The sequence below is a fragment of the Streptomyces sp. NPDC030165 genome, assembly GCF_055573595.1.
Map to the genome: position 1 here is coordinate 1 of NZ_JBVIBD010000004.1, position 16814 is coordinate 16814.

Annotated in this window: 18 protein-coding genes; 9 read left to right on the forward strand and 9 right to left on the reverse strand. The window is 69.6% G+C overall.

Features of this window, described 5'->3' with window-relative positions; genetic code table 11:
• Positions 1–164: 164 nt before the first annotated feature.
• From ACZ4Z1_RS08840 to ACZ4Z1_RS08850, 3 genes are all read right to left on the reverse strand, one after another.
• Complete coding sequence (locus tag ACZ4Z1_RS08840) at positions 165–1196, reverse strand: alanine racemase (protein WP_468485896.1); 1032 nt, start codon at positions 1194–1196, stop codon at positions 165–167.
• Positions 1197–1253: 57 nt separating this feature from the next.
• The gene (locus ACZ4Z1_RS08845) at positions 1254–2372 is read right to left on the reverse strand and encodes a lipid II:glycine glycyltransferase FemX (protein ID WP_468485897.1); all 1119 of its coding nucleotides are present in this window, start codon (positions 2370–2372) and stop codon (positions 1254–1256) included.
• Between the two features lie 120 nt (positions 2373–2492).
• The gene (locus tag ACZ4Z1_RS08850; protein ID WP_468485898.1) at positions 2493–2810 is read right to left on the reverse strand and encodes a hypothetical protein; all 318 of its coding nucleotides are present in this window, start codon (positions 2808–2810) and stop codon (positions 2493–2495) included.
• Between the two features lie 230 nt (positions 2811–3040).
• On the opposite strand from ACZ4Z1_RS08850, the gene rpsF reads away from it, so the two are divergent.
• The 4 genes from rpsF (at position 3041) to rplI (ending at position 4806) form a co-directional block, all read left to right on the forward strand.
• Positions 3041–3331 carry a 30S ribosomal protein S6 gene (gene rpsF, locus ACZ4Z1_RS08855; RefSeq protein WP_003978891.1) on the forward strand — a complete coding sequence of 97 codons (291 nt, stop codon included), beginning with the start codon at positions 3041–3043 and terminating at the stop codon, positions 3329–3331.
• 78 nt (positions 3332–3409) lie between these two features.
• Positions 3410–3997, forward strand: coding sequence for a single-stranded DNA-binding protein (locus ACZ4Z1_RS08860; protein ID WP_361153065.1), 588 nt, complete (start codon positions 3410–3412; stop codon positions 3995–3997).
• A 107-nt stretch (positions 3998–4104) separates the two neighbouring features.
• Positions 4105–4341 carry a 30S ribosomal protein S18 gene (gene rpsR, locus ACZ4Z1_RS08865; RefSeq protein ID WP_003978893.1) on the forward strand — a complete coding sequence of 79 codons (237 nt, stop codon included), beginning with the start codon at positions 4105–4107 and terminating at the stop codon, positions 4339–4341.
• Positions 4342–4359: 18 nt separating this feature from the next.
• On the forward strand, positions 4360–4806 hold the full coding sequence (rplI, locus tag ACZ4Z1_RS08870; RefSeq protein ID WP_030017088.1) for a 50S ribosomal protein L9: 447 nt from the start codon (positions 4360–4362) through the stop codon (positions 4804–4806).
• 78 nt (positions 4807–4884) lie between these two features.
• On the opposite strand, the gene ACZ4Z1_RS08875 is transcribed toward rplI, so the two are convergent.
• Together ACZ4Z1_RS08875 and ACZ4Z1_RS08880 are read right to left on the reverse strand one after the other, a co-directional pair.
• Positions 4885–5763, reverse strand: coding sequence for a trypsin-like serine peptidase (locus ACZ4Z1_RS08875; RefSeq protein ID WP_468485899.1), 879 nt, complete (start codon positions 5761–5763; stop codon positions 4885–4887).
• A 39-nt stretch (positions 5764–5802) separates the two neighbouring features.
• A complete protein-coding gene (locus tag ACZ4Z1_RS08880) occupies positions 5803–7140 on the reverse strand; it encodes an MATE family efflux transporter (RefSeq protein WP_468485900.1) in 1338 nt (445 codons plus the stop codon).
• A 465-nt stretch (positions 7141–7605) separates the two neighbouring features.
• Between ACZ4Z1_RS08880 and dnaB the strand changes: the two genes are divergently transcribed.
• Complete coding sequence (gene dnaB / locus ACZ4Z1_RS08885) at positions 7606–9081, forward strand: replicative DNA helicase (protein WP_031007727.1); 1476 nt, start codon at positions 7606–7608, stop codon at positions 9079–9081.
• 292 nt (positions 9082–9373) lie between these two features.
• On the opposite strand, the gene ACZ4Z1_RS08890 is transcribed toward dnaB, so the two are convergent.
• Positions 9374–10534, reverse strand: a complete 1161-nt coding sequence (locus ACZ4Z1_RS08890) for an alkene reductase (RefSeq protein WP_468485901.1) — start codon at positions 10532–10534, stop codon at positions 9374–9376.
• A complete protein-coding gene (locus ACZ4Z1_RS08895; protein ID WP_468485902.1) occupies positions 10531–10956 on the reverse strand; it encodes a RidA family protein in 426 nt (141 codons plus the stop codon). The genes ACZ4Z1_RS08890 and ACZ4Z1_RS08895 overlap by 4 nt, the downstream gene beginning before the upstream one ends.
• A gap of 144 nt (positions 10957–11100) precedes the next feature.
• Between ACZ4Z1_RS08895 and ACZ4Z1_RS08900 the strand changes: the two genes are divergently transcribed.
• Entirely contained in the window at positions 11101–11697 is a 597-nt protein-coding gene (locus ACZ4Z1_RS08900) for a TetR/AcrR family transcriptional regulator (RefSeq protein WP_468485903.1), read from the forward strand.
• A gap of 296 nt (positions 11698–11993) precedes the next feature.
• Here ACZ4Z1_RS08900 and ACZ4Z1_RS08905 read toward each other — a convergent pair whose 3' ends face one another.
• Positions 11994–12887 carry an NADP-dependent oxidoreductase gene (locus ACZ4Z1_RS08905; RefSeq protein WP_468485904.1) on the reverse strand — a complete coding sequence of 298 codons (894 nt, stop codon included), beginning with the start codon at positions 12885–12887 and terminating at the stop codon, positions 11994–11996.
• 69 nt (positions 12888–12956) lie between these two features.
• Here ACZ4Z1_RS08905 and ACZ4Z1_RS08910 point away from each other — a divergent pair, with 69 nt between their 5' ends.
• Positions 12957–13544 (forward strand): TetR/AcrR family transcriptional regulator, encoded by a 588-nt coding sequence (locus ACZ4Z1_RS08910; RefSeq protein WP_468485905.1) that lies wholly within the window; start codon positions 12957–12959, stop codon positions 13542–13544.
• Positions 13545–13579: 35 nt separating this feature from the next.
• Here ACZ4Z1_RS08910 and ACZ4Z1_RS08915 read toward each other — a convergent pair whose 3' ends face one another.
• Positions 13580–14443 carry an alpha/beta fold hydrolase gene (locus tag ACZ4Z1_RS08915; protein ID WP_468485906.1) on the reverse strand — a complete coding sequence of 288 codons (864 nt, stop codon included), beginning with the start codon at positions 14441–14443 and terminating at the stop codon, positions 13580–13582.
• 74 nt (positions 14444–14517) lie between these two features.
• Here ACZ4Z1_RS08915 and ACZ4Z1_RS08920 point away from each other — a divergent pair, with 74 nt between their 5' ends.
• Entirely contained in the window at positions 14518–15402 is an 885-nt protein-coding gene (locus tag ACZ4Z1_RS08920; protein ID WP_468485907.1) for an AraC family transcriptional regulator, read from the forward strand.
• A gap of 195 nt (positions 15403–15597) precedes the next feature.
• Positions 15598–16710: a serine hydrolase domain-containing protein gene (locus tag ACZ4Z1_RS08925; RefSeq protein ID WP_468485908.1), complete on the forward strand. Its 1113-nt coding sequence runs from the start codon at positions 15598–15600 to the stop codon at positions 16708–16710.
• Positions 16711–16814 lie beyond the last annotated feature (104 nt).

Here is a 16814-nt window from a genome sequence, read left to right on the forward strand (position 1 = left end):
CCTTGGCCAAGGAACCCTGGGAGGGCGAAGGGAGTGCTGCGGGTGGGTGGGGGTGTTGGTGGGGACTACCCGTTTGGGGGAAAACCCGAAAGGGGGGGTGGGGGGCCTCCCCCCCCCCTCCCCCCCCCCGGGCCCATTTGCTGTTCCCTGCAAGCGGCTCTGGCTCAGCGGTCCACGATGCGGTCGTACTGCGTCGTGGTGTGCCGCAGGTGGGCCACCAGTTCCTCGCCGACCTGGGGCTCCGGGGCGTCACCCGGCACGAAGAGGATGGAGACCTGCATGTGCGGGGGCTCCGCGAACCATCGCTGCTTGCCGGCCCACACGTACGGCGAGAGGTTGCGGTTGACGGTCGCCAGGCCCGCGCGGGCCACGCCCTTGGCGCGGGGCATCACGCCGTGCAGCGCCTTGGGCGACTCCAGGCCCACCCCGTGCGACGTGCCGCCGGCCACCACGACCAGGTAGCCGTCCGAGGCGGCCTTCTGCTGGCGGTAGCCGAAGCGGTCGCCCTTGCCGACCCGGGTGACGTCCAGGACCGAGCCGCGGTACTCGGTGGCCTCGTGGTCGCCGAGCCACAGCCGTGTACCGATCCGCGCGCGAAAGCGCGTCTGCGGAAACTGCTGCTGGAGGCGGTGCAGCTCGTCGGCCTTGAGGTGGCTGACGAACATCGTGTGCAGCGGCAGACGGTTGGCCCGCAGCCGGTCCATCCAGCCGATGACCTCCTCCACCGCGTCGGAGCCGTCGGTGCGGTCCAGCGGCAGGTGGATGGCGAAGCCCTCCAGCCGTACGTCCTCTATGGCCGCGGCCAGCTTCGGCAGGTCCTCGGGCAGCACACCGTGGCGCTTCATGCTGCTCATGACCTCGATGACCACCCGGGCGCCCACCAGGCCGCCCACGCCCTCGACCGAGGAGACCGAGCGGATGGCGCGGTCCGGCAGCGGAACCGGTTCCTCACCGTGCCGGAACGGCGTCAGCACGAGCAGGTCACCGCTGAAGTAGTCCTTCATGCGGGCCGCTTCGTACGTCGTCCCCACGGCGAGGAGGTCGGCACCGAGGCGGGTCGTCTCCTCGGCGAGGCGCTCGTGGCCGAAGCCGTAGCCATTGCCTTTGCAGACCGGGACGAGCCCCGGGAACTGCTGCAGAACGCTCTGCTGGTGTGCCCGCCAGCGCGCGGTGTCGACGTAGAGGGTGAGCGCCATGGCCGGGCCCGGAACCTTTCTCGTGGCTGCGTTGCGGTCGAACAGAGGGTGGGGCGGTCAGCGACGCGACATGTAGATGTCGAGCGCCTTGTGCAGGAGCTTGTTGAGCGGGAAGTCCCACTCGCCCAGGTACTCGGCTGCCTGCCCGCCCGTGCCCACCTTGAACTGGATGAGGCCGAAGAGGTGGTCGTTCTCGTCGAGCGAGTCGCTGATGCCGCGCAGGTCGTAGACGGTGGCGCCCAGCGCGTAGGCGTCGCGCAGCATCCGCCACTGCATGGCGTTGGACGGCCGGACCTCACGGCCGATGTTGTCCGAGGCGCCGTAGGAGTACCAGACATGGCCGCCGACGACCAGCATCGTCGCGGCGGAGAGGTTCACGCCGTTGTGCCGGGCGAAGTACAGCCGCATGCGGTTGGGGTCCTCGGTGTTGAGGGCTGCCCACATCCGCTGGAAGTAGCTGAGCGGCCGCGGCCGGAAGTGGTCACGCTCCGCGGTGATCTCGTACAGGCGCTGCCACTCGGCCAGGTCCTCGTAACGGCCCTGGACGACCTCGACGCCGGCCTTCTCGGCCTTCTTGATGTTGCGGCGCCACAGCTGGTTGAAGCCCTTGTGGACATCCTCCAGCGAGCGGTTCTCCAGCGGCACCTGGAAGACGTACCGGGGCTGTACGTCACCGAAACCGGCCCCGCCGTCCTCACCCTGCTGCCAGCCCATCCGGCGCAGCTTGTCCGACACCTCGAAGGCGCGCGGCTCGATGTGGGTGGGCTCGACATCACGCAGGCGCTTGACGTCCGGGTCCTGGATCCCGGACTTGATCGCGGCGGAGTCCCAGCGACGGATGATCACGGGCGGACCCATCTTCACCGAGAAGGCGCCCTGCTGCTTCAGGTGCGCCAGCATCGGCTTGAGCCAGTCCTCCAGGTTCGGTGCGAACCAGTTGATGACCGGCCCCTCGGGCAGGTACGCCAGGTACCGCTTGATCTTGGGCAGCTGGCGGTAGAGGACCAGGCCCGCGCCGACCAGCTGACCGGTCTTGTCGAACCAGCCCAGGTTCTCCGAGCGCCATTCGGACTTCACATCGGCCCAGGCCGGCACCTGCATGTGGCTGGCCGAAGGCAGGCTCTGGATGTACGCCAGATGCTGCTCTCGGCTGATGGTCCTCAGGGTCAGGCTCATGCGGGGCGCTCCTCGGCAGGTTTGTCCCCAGGGTCGGGGCTCCGGCTCTCGCGCCGAAGCCTACTGCGACAAAGGAGCGCCCCGTTTGGGCGAAGGGGGGTGGAGCCCCCGGCCGCCCGGCTAGCCGAGCAGCCCGCCGAAGAGACCGCCGTGTGCCATGCCGAGGAAGAAGCCGACCGCCGCGGCACCGAGACCGATGATCAGCAGGAAGCGCTCGCCGGTCGTCGCGGAGATGAACTGTCCCCATGCGCCGGTGCCGATGCCGATCAGTCCCGTCCAGGAACTCAGCAGGTGAAGGTGGTGGAAGTGGGCGGTGATGAAGGCGATCGCGCCGAACACCAGCGTCACGGCGACGAGGGTGTTCTCGACGGGATGGGCCTTGCCGTCGCTGTTCAGAAGCGAGAGGGGGCCGTGCTGCGGCCGGACTGCTTGTGCCATGCGGCACCTCCGATGACAGGGCGGCGAACTGTAACGCCGCTCACACCCGTTGTGTTCCAGATTGGGGGGATCAGCGGCCGGATTTCAACCGGAAGCCCGGAGGCGGGTACTCTGTACAGTCTGCGCCCACGTCTGCCCAGGTCTCCTGGCCGGTCCGGGCGCGGAACGCATCATGACCCTCCTGCCACGGAACGACCGTGGCCGCTGAGTCCAAAGGAGGTGGGTTCTACATGCGTCACTACGAGGTGATGGTCATCCTCGACCCCGATCTCGAGGAGCGCGCTGTCTCCCCGCTGATCGAGAACTTCCTCTCCGTCGTCCGTGAGGGCAACGGAAAGGTCGAGAAGGTCGACACCTGGGGCCGTCGTCGTCTCTCGTACGAGATCAACAAGAAGCCCGAGGGCATCTACTCGGTCATCGACCTGCAGGCCGAGCCTGCGGTCGTCAAGGAACTCGACCGTCAGATGAACCTGAACGAGTCGGTCCTCCGGACCAAGGTCCTCCGTCCCGAGACCCACTGAACGCATCAGCGTCAGCGGTAACCGGGTTCGAGTAGCAACACCAGCAGCCAGCAGCACACCCGCCGAGAGGTTCCCCTAATGGCAGGCGAGACCGTCATCACGGTCGTCGGCAATCTTGTCGACGACCCCGAGCTGCGCTTCACCCCGTCCGGTGCGGCGGTCGCGAAGTTCCGCGTCGCGTCCACCCCCCGCACCTTCGACCGCCAGACCAATGAGTGGAAGGACGGCGAGAGCCTGTTCCTGACCTGCTCGGTGTGGCGTCAGGCGGCGGAGAACGTCGCCGAGTCCCTCACGCGGGGCACCCGCGTGATCGTGCAGGGCCGCCTGAAGCAGCGGTCGTACGAGGACCGCGAGGGCGTCAAGCGCACGGTCTACGAGCTCGACGTCGACGAGGTCGGCGCCAGCTTGCGCAATGCCACGGCCAAGGTCACCAAGACCTCGGGCCGCGGTGGCCAGGGCGGCGGCTTCGGCGGCGGCCCGCAGGGCGGCGGCCAGGGTGGCGGCGGCTGGGGCGGCGGCCCCGGCGGCGGCCAGCAGGGCGGCGGCGGTGCTCCCGCCGACGACCCGTGGGCGACCGGTGCCCCTGCAGGCGGCGGCCAGCAGGGTGGCGGGGGTGGCTGGGGCGGCGGCTCCGGCGGCGGCTACTCGGACGAGCCGCCCTTCTAGGTCCGACGTCCGGCACGTACGCACGCTGTTTCACGTGAAACAGCGTGAAACGGGCCGGGGGCCTGAGGGCGTCAGCACAAACTTCTTGAACTCACTGGAGAGAGACAATGGCGAAGCCGCCTGCTCGCAAGCCTAAGAAGAAGGTTTGCGTGTTCTGCAAGGAGAAGATCTCCTACGTCGACTACAAGGACACGAACCTGCTGCGGAAGTTCATCTCCGACCGCGGCAAGATCCGTGCCCGCCGGGTGACCGGCAACTGCACCCAGCACCAGCGTGACGTCGCCACGGCCGTGAAGAACAGCCGTGAGATGGCGCTGCTGCCCTACACCTCCACTGCGCGATAAGGGAAGGGTGACCGACACATGAAGATCATCCTCACCCACGAGGTCTCCGGCCTCGGCACCGCCGGCGACGTCGTCGACGTCCGCGACGGTTACGCCCGTAACTACCTGGTCCCGCGTGGTTTCGCGATCCGCTGGACCAAGGGTGGCGAGAAGGACGTCGAGCAGATCCGCCGCGGTCGCAAGATCCGCGAGATCGCGTCGGTCGAGCAGGCCAACGAGATCAAGGGCCAGCTCGAGGGCGTCAAGGTGAAGCTGGCCGTGCGTGCCGGCGACGCCGGCCGCCTGTTCGGCTCCGTCACGCCGGCCGACGTCGCCTCGGCGATCAAGGCCGCGGGCGGCCCCGACGTGGACAAGCGCCGCGTCGAGCTCGGCTCGCCGATCAAGACCCTGGGCGCGCACCAGGTGTCCGTGCGCCTGCACAGCGACGTCGTCGCGAAGCTGGGCGTCGAGGTCGTCGCCGCCTGATAGCAGCGACACCGCAGCACGCGAAAGGGCCGCACTCCGGAAACGGGGTGCGGCCCTTTCGCGTGCGTGCGGCCGCTCTCAGCCTTCGTCCTCGTCCTGGGCCCGCTGGTAGAGGTCGGCGACAGCGTCACCGAAGTACGCGGCGTACGAGACGTCGTCCTCGTCGCCGCCGCCCTGGTGCCCGCCCAGGACGCCGATGACGGTCCCGGTGTGGCTCTTGGGGTCGTAGTCGGCGAGCCAGGGGCTGCCGCTCGTACCGCCCGCGAAGTCGGTGCACTGGACGCGCATCTGGGTGTCGCTGAATTTCGTGGTGCGGTTGTGGCAGGAGATCGGCGTCTCGCTGCTGGTGGGGTAGCCGGTGATCTTGACGTCATTGTCGAAGCCCGGATCGATGCCGAGGGTGTTGCCGCCCAGCACGTCCTGGATCTGCTTGCCGTCCTTGCTGCCGAGGACGAGGAAGGCGACGTCCATGTCCTCGTCCTGGGACTTGGCCCAGCGGTCGTCGACGACGACCTTCTCGACCTTCCACAGGCCGGTCGGCTCCTTGCCGTCGCGGTAGTCCGGCGCGAAGACCAGGTCTTTGACGGGCTCGCCGGTCTCGGTGTCGAAAGCGCAGTGGGCCGCGGTGATCAGCATGTTCCGGCCCGGGCTCTGCACGACGCTGGCGGTGCAGAAGTGGTCGCCTGAGTCGTCCTTCTCGAAGATCGCACCCACGCGGGCGTTCTGCTCGGTGCTGCGCGGGGTGTACGCGCTGCCGTCGTCGGCGGGAGCCGTGGCGGACGGGTCCTGGTCCTGGGGGTCCTGACCGGACTCCCCCGACTTGCCGTAACCGCTTCTGAGAGTGCCGTTGCCGCGGCTGCTGGTGTCGGCTTCCTGGGAGGAGTAACCCACTATGACGCCTGCCCCGATGACGGTCAGCGTCAGGGGCAGGACGATCTTCCTGGCAAGCGGGCGCACACGGTCATTATCAACACGGGGCCGTTGTTTCGCGCCGCTTCAACGCGAGGCTCCGGTCACAATCCAGCGGCCCGACCGGGTGCGTGCCCACAATGTCAGCATCCGCACGGTCATCATCAGGGCCATGGCCCACCAGAGGGCGGTCAGGCCGCCGCCGACGACCGGTACCAGCAGCGCGGCAGGCGCGAAGAGGGCCAGTGTCACCAGCATCGCCCAGGCCAGGTAGGGGCCGTCGCCCGCGCCCATCAGCACGCCGTCGAGGACGAAGACGATGCCGGCGACCGGTTGGGTGAGGGCGACGACCAGGAGCGCGGGCAGCAGTGCGTCCTTCACGGCGTGATCAGTGGTGAACAGCGGCATGAACAGCGGCCGCGTGAGCACGACGAGCAGGCCGAGCACCACGCCGGAGGCGATGCCCCACTGCACCATGCGGCGGCAGGCCGCCTTGGCGCCCGCCACGTCGTCCGCCCCCAGGTAGCGGCCGATGATCGCCTGACCTGCGATGGCGATGGCGTCCAGGGCGAAGGCCAGCAGCGACCACAGGGTGGTGACGATCTGGTGGGCAGCCACGTCGGCGTCACCGAGGCGGGCCGCGACGGCGGTCGCGATCATCAGGACGGCGCGCAGCGAGAGCGTACGTACGAGCAGCGGCACGCCGGCCTGGGCGCAGGCGCGGATCCCGGCGGCGTCGGGCCGGAGGGAGGCGCCGTGCCGGCGGGCGCCCCGCACCACGACGATCAGGTAGACGGCGGCCATGCCGCACTGGGCGATGACCGTGCCCCAGGCGGAGCCGGCGATGCCGAGTCCGGCGCCGTAGACCAGTCCGACGTTCAGCGCCGCGTTGACGGAGAAGCCGCCGATGGCGACGTACAGCGGCGTCCGGGTGTCCTGGAGACCGCGCAGTACGCCGGTGGCCGCCAGCACCATGAGCATCGCCGGGATGCCGAGGGCGCTGATGCGCAGGTAGGTGATGGCGTACGGGGCGGCGGTGGCGGAGGCGCCGAAGATGTCGACGAGCCAGGGCGCGGTGGGCAGGACGACGGCGAGTACGGCGGCGCCCAGCAGCAGGGCGAGCCAGATACCGTCCATGCCTTGCCGGATGGCGGTGGAGCGGTCACCGGCACCGACTCGCCGGGCGACGGCGGCGGTGGTGGCGTAGGCGAGGAAGACGAAGACCGAGACCGCGGTTGTCAGCAGCGGGGCGGCGACACCGAGCCCGGCGAGCTGCCGGGTGCCGAGGTGGCCGATGACGGCGCTGTCGACCATGACGAAGAGCGGTTCCGCGACGAGCGCGCCGAAGGCGGGCAGTGCGAGCGAGATGATCTCGCGGTCGTGGCGGCGGTCGGTACGCCGCGGCGTCGCGGGGGCCTGTGTCATGCTGCCAATCTAATCTTCCACAGGTAAGTGGCACAACTGCTTACTGATCATTACTTGGCGGCGGGCGGAGCGTTCTCCTCCGTGCCGTTTGGCCCGATCATGAACAGGTTGCCGAAGTTTTTCTCCCCCACAGCCTATGGATGACAAAGGCGCAGGTCAGGAGGGGTGGAGTCGGCTGATTGTGTGTTTGTCCACAGCGGTGTCCCCCGGGCCGTGCACAGGATCGGCGTACTTCTCCACAGGAACGGGACCATCGTCCACATGGCCTGTGGATAACCAGATTGGCGGACGGTCCCGGCGGGCCTACCGTAGTCCGGCGCCTGGCCCCTGATCCGGCCTGAGAACCCATCCGAACTCGACGCGCCGTAACCGGAGCCGGGCGTCTCGTTTTGTCAGTGCTGTGCCGTAAGAAAGAGGGGCACAGCAAGGTCCGCGCCGCGGACGGGAGGAGGTGCCGGGGTGAGCATGCCCGAGCCCGTGGAGGACCCCTGGGCGGACGCCGGCCCCAGCGACCGGCTGCCTGCCGCGCGCTCCCGTCGAGGTGAGGGCAAGGGCCGTGGCCGCGACGACCGCCGCGATCGCGGCGGTGACGAGGAGGGCGGCTGGTCCTCCGGCGGCTTCGAGCGCGTACCACCCCAGGACCTGGACGCCGAACAGTCCGTGCTCGGCGGCATGCTGCTGTCCAAGGACGCCATCGCGGACGTCGTCGAGGTCCTCAAAGGCCACGACTTCTACCGGCCGGCCCACGAACTGATCTACCAGGCGATCCTCGACCTGTACGCGAAGGGCGAGCCGGCCGACCCGATCACGATCGCGGCCGAGCTGACCAAGCGCGGCGAGATCGCCCGGGTGGGCGGCGCGTCGTATCTGCACACCCTGGTCCAGTCGGTGCCGACGGCGGCCAACGCGGAGTACTACGCCGAGATCGTCCACGAGCGGGCGGTCCTGCGCCGGCTCGTCGAGGCCGGCACCCGCATCACGCAGATGGGGTACGCGGCCGACGGCGACGTCGACGAGATCGTCAACAGCGCACAGGCGGAGATCTACGCCGTCACCGAGCAGCGCACCAGCGAGGACTACCTCCCGCTCGGCGACATCATGGAAGGCGCGCTCGACGAGATCGAGGCGATCGGCTCCCGCCAGGGCCAGATGACCGGCGTACCCACCGGCTTCACCGACCTGGACTCCCTCACCAACGGCCTGCACCCCGGCCAGATGATCGTCATCGCGGCCCGGCCCGCCATGGGTAAGTCCACGCTCGCGCTGGACTTCGCCCGCGCGTGCTCCATCAAGAGCAACCTGCCGAGCGTGATCTTCTCGCTCGAAATGGGCCGCAACGAGATCGCGATGCGTCTGTTGTCCGCCGAGGCGCGGGTGGCCCTGCACCACATGCGGTCCGGGTCCATGACGGACGAGGACTGGACCCGGCTGGCCCGGCGGATGCCGGACGTGTCGGCCGCCCCCCTCTACATCGACGACTCGCCGAACCTGTCGATGATGGAGATCCGTGCCAAGTGCCGCCGCCTCAAGCAGCGCAACGAGCTCAAACTGGTCGTCATCGACTACCTCCAGCTGATGCAGTCCGGCGGCTCCAAGCGCGCCGAGAGCCGCCAGCAGGAGGTCTCGGACATGTCCCGTAACCTCAAGCTGCTGGCCAAGGAACTGGAACTCCCGGTCATCGCGCTCTCGCAGCTCAACCGTGGCCCCGAGCAGCGCACGGACAAGAAGCCGATGGTCTCCGACCTCCGTGAGTCGGGTTCCATCGAGCAGGACGCGGACATGGTCATCCTGCTCCACCGCGAGGACGCCTACGAGAAGGAGTCCCCGCGCGCCGGCGAGGCCGACCTGATCGTGGCCAAGCACCGTAACGGTCCGACGGCGACCATCACCGTGGCCTTCCAGGGCCACTACTCGCGATTCGTGGACATGGCGCAGACCTGATCGGCGGGTGTACGGGCTCAAGGTCCGTGGCACAGTCTCAGCTTCGACGGCACAAGAGCGGCATATCTGCCGTCGGCGTGAGACGCGCAGGTGCCCTGTCTCGACGAAGGCGTCGGATTCTCATCGCATCTCATACCGAGAAGTGGCGAGTTCCCGCGTACTCGGCGAGTACGGGATCCCCGGGCCCGCAGGCCCGCACCGGCCCCTGGCAGCACTTCGCCCCGCCGCATAACGGCAGGGCGAAGTACGAGGCACGGATTGGCCGACAGCGTTGCTGTGGGGGCGGGGCGACTTATGCGACTGCCGGGACTTTGGGGGCGTCTGTCGCGGCCGGGTAATCGATGTACCCCTCCGCCCCTCCCCCGTACAGGTTCTCCGTCGGCGGCCCCGCGAGCGGGATGCCGTTGGCAAGGCGGGCGGGCAGGTCCGGGTTCGTCATGAACAGGCGGCCGAGGGCGACCACGTCCGCGTGCCCGTCCCGCACCAGCCGCGCCCCCGCGTCGGGGCTGCTCGGCGCGGGGCCGTTCGTGTTGGCGACGAGCGTTCCCGACCAGCGCGTCCGCAGGTCCGCGATGGCTCCGTACGCGCCGTTCTCCAGCACGTGCAGATAGGCCAGGCCCAGCGGGTCCAGTGCGTCGACCAGCGCACGGTACGTGGTGCGTGCGTCGGCCTCGGCGAGCTGGTTCTCGGCATTGTCCGGCGAGATGCGCAGACCCACGCGGTCCGCGCCGACCTCGGTGACGACCGCTTCGACGACCTCCGTCGCGAACCGCAGACGGCCGGTGACCGAGCCGCCGTACTCGTCCGTGCGCAGGTTGGTGTTGTCGGCGATGAACTGCTGGATGAGGTAGCCGTTCGCGCCGTGGATCTCCACGCCGTCGAAGCCCGCCTCGATCGCACGCAGGGCCGCTGACGCGAAGTCCGTCACCGTCCGGGCGATCTCACCGGCCGTCAGCTCACGCGGGGTCACGTGGTCGAGCAGCCCGTCCCGGGTGAAGATCTGCTTCCCCTCGATGGCGACGGCCGACGGGGCCACCGGCAGCTCGCCGTCCGGCAGCGTCAGCGGGTGGGTCATCCGGCCCACGTGCCACAACTGGGCGAAGATCGTGCCGCCCTCGGCGTGCACCGCGTCCGTCACCTCTCGCCAGCCACGTGCCTGTGCGTCGGTCACCAGGCCCGGGATGCCGGGGCCGCCCTTGGCGAGCGCGTTGACGTACACGCCCTCCGTGATCAGCAGCCCGGCTCCGGCGCGCTGCCGGTAGTACGTCGCCGCGTGCGGGCTCGGCACCCCGGACACGTCGTCGGCCCGGCCCCGCGTCATCGGGGCCATCGCCACCCGGTTCGCCAGTTCCAGCCGCCCCGCCCGGTATGGCTCCAGCAACTCCCGCATTCCCACACCCTCTTCCGGTATTTCCGCATCCCGCGCCCGTCCCGTCACGTCCTCGGCGCTCATGCGGCGCTCCGGTCCAGCGCGATGACCTCGACCTCGATCTGCCAGTCGGGCCGGGCCAGCGAGACGACCTCGACGAGGGTGTCGGCGGGGTAGGGCTCGGCCAGGAACTCGCCGCGCAGCGTGATCACGTGCGAGAGGTTCGTCGCCATGTCCCGTACGAAGATGCCGACCTTGATCACGTCCGCGAAGGTCAGGCCGGCCGCCTCCAGCACCCGTCCGACGTTCCTGAACGCCTGCCGCCCCTGCGCCAGGAAGCCGCCCTCGACGGTCGTCCCGTCCTCCTCGAAGCCTGCCTGCCCTGATACATACACGAAGCCCCCGGCCCGGACGGCCTGCGATATCCGGTACGGCGCGTACCAGTCCGGCGTGGTGGCGATCTTCTCGACGCGCCCCACGGCGGCTGCGCTCTCGTTGCTGGACATGCCCCTCCCCTGTCTCGGCGGGGTCTGCACCGGCCCCCGCACGGGTACGTAACGAAACGTTCCGTAACGCCACCGGAAGCTAGATCATCCCGAGCGCCTTGTCAAAACGAAACGTAACGTCACGTGAGCGTTAAAGTGATCCCCATGACCCCCGACCCGAACAGTGAACGGCGCAGCGAGCGAGCCCGCCGGGCCATCCTCGACGCGGCGTTCGACCTGGTGAGCCGCAAAGGCTTCGCGAAGGTGACCATCGAGGCCATCGCCGCCCAGGCCGGCGTGGGCAAGCCCACGATCTACCGTTGGTGGCGCTCCAAGGGCGCGGTGGTGCTGGAGGCGATGAACGAGGAGCTCGGCGACGACTTCGCCTTCCCCGACACCGGGGACATCGCCGCCGACCTCACGACCCAGATCACCGCGGTGAGCCAGCGGCTGGTCACCGGCAGGATCAGCGAGGCATACAAGGGCGTCATGAGCGAGGCCCAGAACGACCCTGCGCTGATGAGGGCGTTCCGCGAAACGATCCTCGAACCCAGCATCGTGGAGTGCCGGGCCCGCCTGGATTCCGCCGTCGCCGCCGGGCAGCTCCGCTCCGACGTGCCCACCGAAGTGATGGTCGACCTCTTCTACGCGCCGATCCACTACCGGCACTTCCTGGGCTTCGGCGACGACGCAGTCAGGCGCAGCGCCGATCTCGTCCAGGACGTCCTGCTCGGCCTGCGGCCCCGGCCGGACGCGGGGTGAACGGTCGGCGCGCGCTCACTCGTTGAGGGCGCTGTTGGCTCATCCGGGCCTGGTTGCTTCGCCCCGCCGCTGTACGGCGGGGCGAAGTGCTGTCAGGGGCCTGGTGCGGGTGCGCGCCGCGGGCCAGCCGGGATGCCGCGGACGTGCAGGACGCGGGCCGGCACGAGACCGGCGCCGATGATCGTGACAGGGGTGCGCAGGGGATCTCCTTACGGGTCGCACACCTGCCGGGCGGGCCCCGGCAGAGTCCGGAAGGAATGCGGCTCGCCCGGCCGTGCGACGGCGCAGGAATCGGCTCAGACGACGATGACGCGGCGCCCGCGCGTGTGACCGGCTCGGCTGTCGATGTGCGCCGCCGCGGCGTCGGCGAGCGGGTACGACTTCTCGACCGGGATGTGGAGCTTTCCCCGCGAGAGGAGGCCGGCGGCCTCGGCGAGCGCGTCCGGCATGCTCCCGGCCACACCGGAGAACCGGACACCGAGCTCCGGCGCGGCGAGATCGGCGATGGAGATCACCTTGTGCGGGTCCCCGGTCAGTTCGACGAGTTCGCGGATCACACCCGAGCCGGCCAGATCGAGGGCGGCGTCGACGGTGCCGAGCTGCCGTACCCGCTCGACCCAGCCCGGGCCGTACGTCGTGGCGAGGGCACCCAGGCTGCGCAGGTAGTCCTGGTTGGCCGCTCCGGCCGTGCCGATCACCGTGATGCCGCGGTCCCGGGCGATCTGCAGCACTGCCGATCCGACTCCGCCGGACGCGCCGCTGACCAGCAGTGTCTGCCCGGGCTGCACACCGACCTGGCGGATGATGCGCAGCGCGGTCTCCACCACGGAGGGGTACCCGGCGGCCTCTTCGAACGTCACCTCCCCGGGCATACGGGCCCAGGCCGACAGCACGGCGAACTCGGCGTAGGTGCCGGTGCCTTCGCCGAACACGTGGTCACCGACCTCGACCCCCTCGACGCCCTCGCCGACTTCGTCCACCACCCCGGAGGCGTCCTGCCCGACCCCGGCGGGCAGCTCGATCGGATGAGTCTTCTGGAACTGGCCTTCGCGGATCCGCCAGTCGACGGGGTTCACGCCCGCCGCCCGTACGGCGATGCGTATCTGGCCGGGGCCCGCGTGGGGCTCCTCGGCGTCCATGAGGTGCAGAACGTCCGGACCGCCGAACTCGGCGAAGCTCACTCTCTTCATGCGGGGACCGTAGCACTAACCGTTAGCGTTTAGGGACGGTTACACCTTTGGATTTGATAGCGTGAGCGCATGACCGTGCCGCCCGGACGCCGAGAACGCAAGAAGGCCGCGACCCGCCAGAAGATCGCTGATGCCGCCCTGCGGCTCTTCCTGGAGCGCGGCTACGACGCGGTGGGCATCCGTGACGTGGCCGCTGAGGCCGACGTGGCCGTCACCACGCTCTTCTCCCACTTCGCCTCGAAAGAGGCCCTGGTGTTCGAGCAGGACGAAAACTTCGAGCAACGCCTCATCCGGGCGGTCACCGAACGGGCCCCGCACGAGCCGCTCATCCCCGCGCTGCGCCACGAGATGCGGGCCCTGGTGCACCATTGCGCGGCGGAGGGCGCCGCCCCGATCTGGCGCATGATCGACGCATCACCCGCCCTGCGGGAGTACGAGAAGTCGATGCGGCTGCGCCACGCAGAGTCGCTGGCAACGGCCATCGCCGCCGATCCCGGTCTGCCACAGACCACAACGGCCTGCCGGACGATCGCGAGATTCGTGGTCGACGCCCATGCGCTGGCCCGTGAGGCGGCTGATCCGGATGCCGCGGTGGACGAGATCTTCCGGATGATCGAGGCGGCCTGGGAGGCCGGCTGCCCTTCCCGGCATGGGTGAGGAACTGTTCCGCCGGGCAGCCGGGCAATCAGCCGTCAAGTGGCCTCGGGCGCTTGAGCTGTGCGGAGCGTGGTGAAGGACAGGAGAAGTGCGGCGGTCCGCGCCGGTTCCTCCAGGATGGGCGTGTGTCCGCAACCGGACAGCAACTCGACTCTCGCCCCCGGAACGACGCGGTAGTCGGCCGCGGACGAAGGCCGCCATCTGCGGTCTTGGTCGCCGAAGATCACCTGCAACGGCTTACGGAGGGCCATCAGCCGGTCCGGGAGCGCACGCTCGGTCAGATAGGCGGTGGCCGCCCGCATCGCCGCGGTGACCGCGTGCCAGGTCATACCGCGCAGATCGTCGACGAGGTTTTGTGGAACCTGGAAGCCCGCGCGGAACCCGGTGCTCGCGAACCGGCGGATCTGATCGTCGGCGGGCGGCCACAGCGCGGGGTCGATCGCGGTGGGCCCCGGTGCGATGAAGGCGTCCATGCTGGGGCCGGTGTTGATGAGTACGAGCGCGGTCACCAGGTCGGGGCGTTGTTCGGCGAGAGCGGTGACGGCGTAACCACCGCTGGAGTGGCCGACGACCGTGGCGTGCTGGACGCCGAGCCGGTCCAGTGCCGTACCGATCCTGTGTCCCTGGTCGGGAGTCGCGTAATCGCCGCCGACCGGTTCGGGCGAGCGGCCGTGCCCCGGCAGATCGATCCGGACGACGCGATGGAGCGAGGTCAGCAGCGGAACCAGCGCGTCCCACGAGCGGAGCGAGGTAGCGGATCCATGGATGAGCAGGAGCACAGGGGCGTCGCGAGGGCCATCTTGACGGACATGGAGGTCGCCGTGCTCCAGGGTGAGGATCGAGTCCTCGCCGTCGCCGACGCCGCCGTTCTCCTGAAGGTGCCTGTCGGGAAGAGTCATGAGGCCACTGTCACCGCCGGCGCGAACCGGCGGCTTGGACAAATGTTCCTTCCTGGCCCGCGTAGCATCGGGTGATGGGGTCCACCACGAGTGAACGTGACGATCCCGCTGTGTGGGACGTCGCACGTCCACAGCGGCGCAGCCGGGTGGCTGGTGCCGACATGGCCGGCTTCCGGGTGCCCGGCCCGCTCGTCGAAGGCCTGCGGGTGATTCCGCATCCGGCCGTGATGATGATCCTGGAGTTCGGGGCGAGCCCCTCCACCGTGATGGACGGGGCTGGGCGGCAGCATCGGGGAAGTGTCGTCGCCGGGCCCGGGGTCGGCTCCGGAGGCGGGGTCCGGGCGTGGGGCGAACATGTCGAATGCGTGCAGGTGCGCCTGTCCCCAGCGATCGCAGGGGCAGTTCTGGGCGTCTGTCCGGCCGATCTGGCCGGCTCCCTGGTGTCCCTCGACGACCTGTGGGGCAGGGAGGCGTCCTGGATTCGCGAGCAACTCGCCGAAATTCCCGCGTGGGAGGGCCGCTTCGCGTTCATGGACGGGTTGCTCGCCCGCCGACTTGAGGCGCGGTCGCCGGTGGACCCGGCAGTGGCCTGGGCCTGGCGGCGGATCGCCGCCAGCAGAGGCCGCGTACGGATCGACCACCTGGCGGCCGAACTGGGATGGAGCCGCAAGCGTCTGTGGGCCCGGTTCCTCTCGCACATCGGCATGCCGCCGAAAAGCGCCGCGAAGCTGATCCGCTTCGACCATGCCGTGCACCGCCTGGTCGCGGGCGAAGGCGCATCCCGAGTCGCGGCGGACAGCGGCTACTGCGACCAGTCCCACCTGCATCGGGACGTCATGGTCTTCACCGGCACCACCCCGGCGACCGTGCTGGACGAGCCCTTCCTGACGGTGGACGACCGCGCGTGGCCGACGGTGGAAAACCCACCCGACACCTGTGTTTCCAGGATGCCCGGCTAGGTGTGCTGTCCCCGGACGTTGGTGACAGGCGACGCGCCTGGAGTGGTGCTTGAACTGAGCCGTTACTCCCCGCGCCTGACGACAAGGTTCGGGAACTCCCCACCCAAGGACGGGGGCCAGCCCCCGTGACCTGCGGAGAAGCAGGGTGTGAGGTGGGCGTACGGAACCGTTCGGCACACGACACCAAGGGGCACCATGCGCGTCTCCCGGGCTCTGCTCACCTGCCTGCTCGCCACTGCGGCGGTGGGCTCCCTGGCCCTCCCCGCCGCGGCGGCGTCCGACTCCGGCACAGCCGGTACGGCCCGCGAGGTCCAGCGCGATCTGGACCTGCTGACCCGGAGCGGCGCGGTCGGGGCCCAGGTGAGGGTGACCGAGGGGGGCCGGACTTGGCTGGCCAGGTCCGGCAGCGCGAAGAGACCCGGGAGGGCTCCGGTGCCGCGCGACGGGCAGTTCCGCATCGGCAGTGCCACCAAGTTGTTCACATCGGTGGCGCTGCTCCAGCTCGTCGGACAAGGGGAGGTGTCGCTGGACGCGCCCCTCTCGCGCTACCTGCCGTCGGGGCTGGTACCCGAGGCCGACAGGATCACCGTAAGGATGGCGCTCCAGCACACCAGCGGGCTGCACGACGTCGCGCGGGACCTGCCGCAGGGCGATGAGCTCATCCGTACGCGCTTCCGCCACTACGGCTGGGCCGATCAGGTGCGACAGGCCGCGGCCAAGCCCGCCGACTTCCCGCCCGGCACCGACTACGGCTACTCCAACACCAACTACCTCATCGCCGGTCTGATCATCGAGCGCGTGACCGGCCACTCGTACGCCGCCGAGGTGCGGGACCGGATCATCGCGCCGCTGGGGCTGCGCCACACGTTCGTACCCGGCGACCGCTCCGACATCCCCGGCCCACACGCCCACGGCTACCTGGGCAAGGCTGACATCAGCGCCCTCAACCCCTCCTTCGCCGGCCCGGCCGGGGAGATCGTCTCCACTCCTCGCGACATGGACAGGCTGCTGACGGCGCTGACGTCCGGCGAGCTGCTGCTGCCCGCGCAGTGGAAGGAGATGAACCGCACCGTGGCCACCGGGGAGCCCGGCGAGCGATACGGGCTCGGGCTCAAGGAGCACAAGCTGAGCTGTGGGCGCACTGCGATCGGCCACACCGGCGGCATTCCCGGTTACGCCACGCTTGCGTTCACCACGAGGGACGGCGAGCGGCGCGTGGTGCTCTCCGCGAACCTCGCCGACTGGCCCGCCGACGAGCGCATAGGCAAGCCCATCGACAAGGTGCTCGACGATGCGCTGTGCGGCTAGGCGCTTTCGTTCGAAGGTGGGCGGCCGCCGTGGGACCGCACCACAACCCCGAACCGCTGGCCGCGGAGAGGGCCGAGGAGGCGTGGGACGCCGCACGGCGGCAG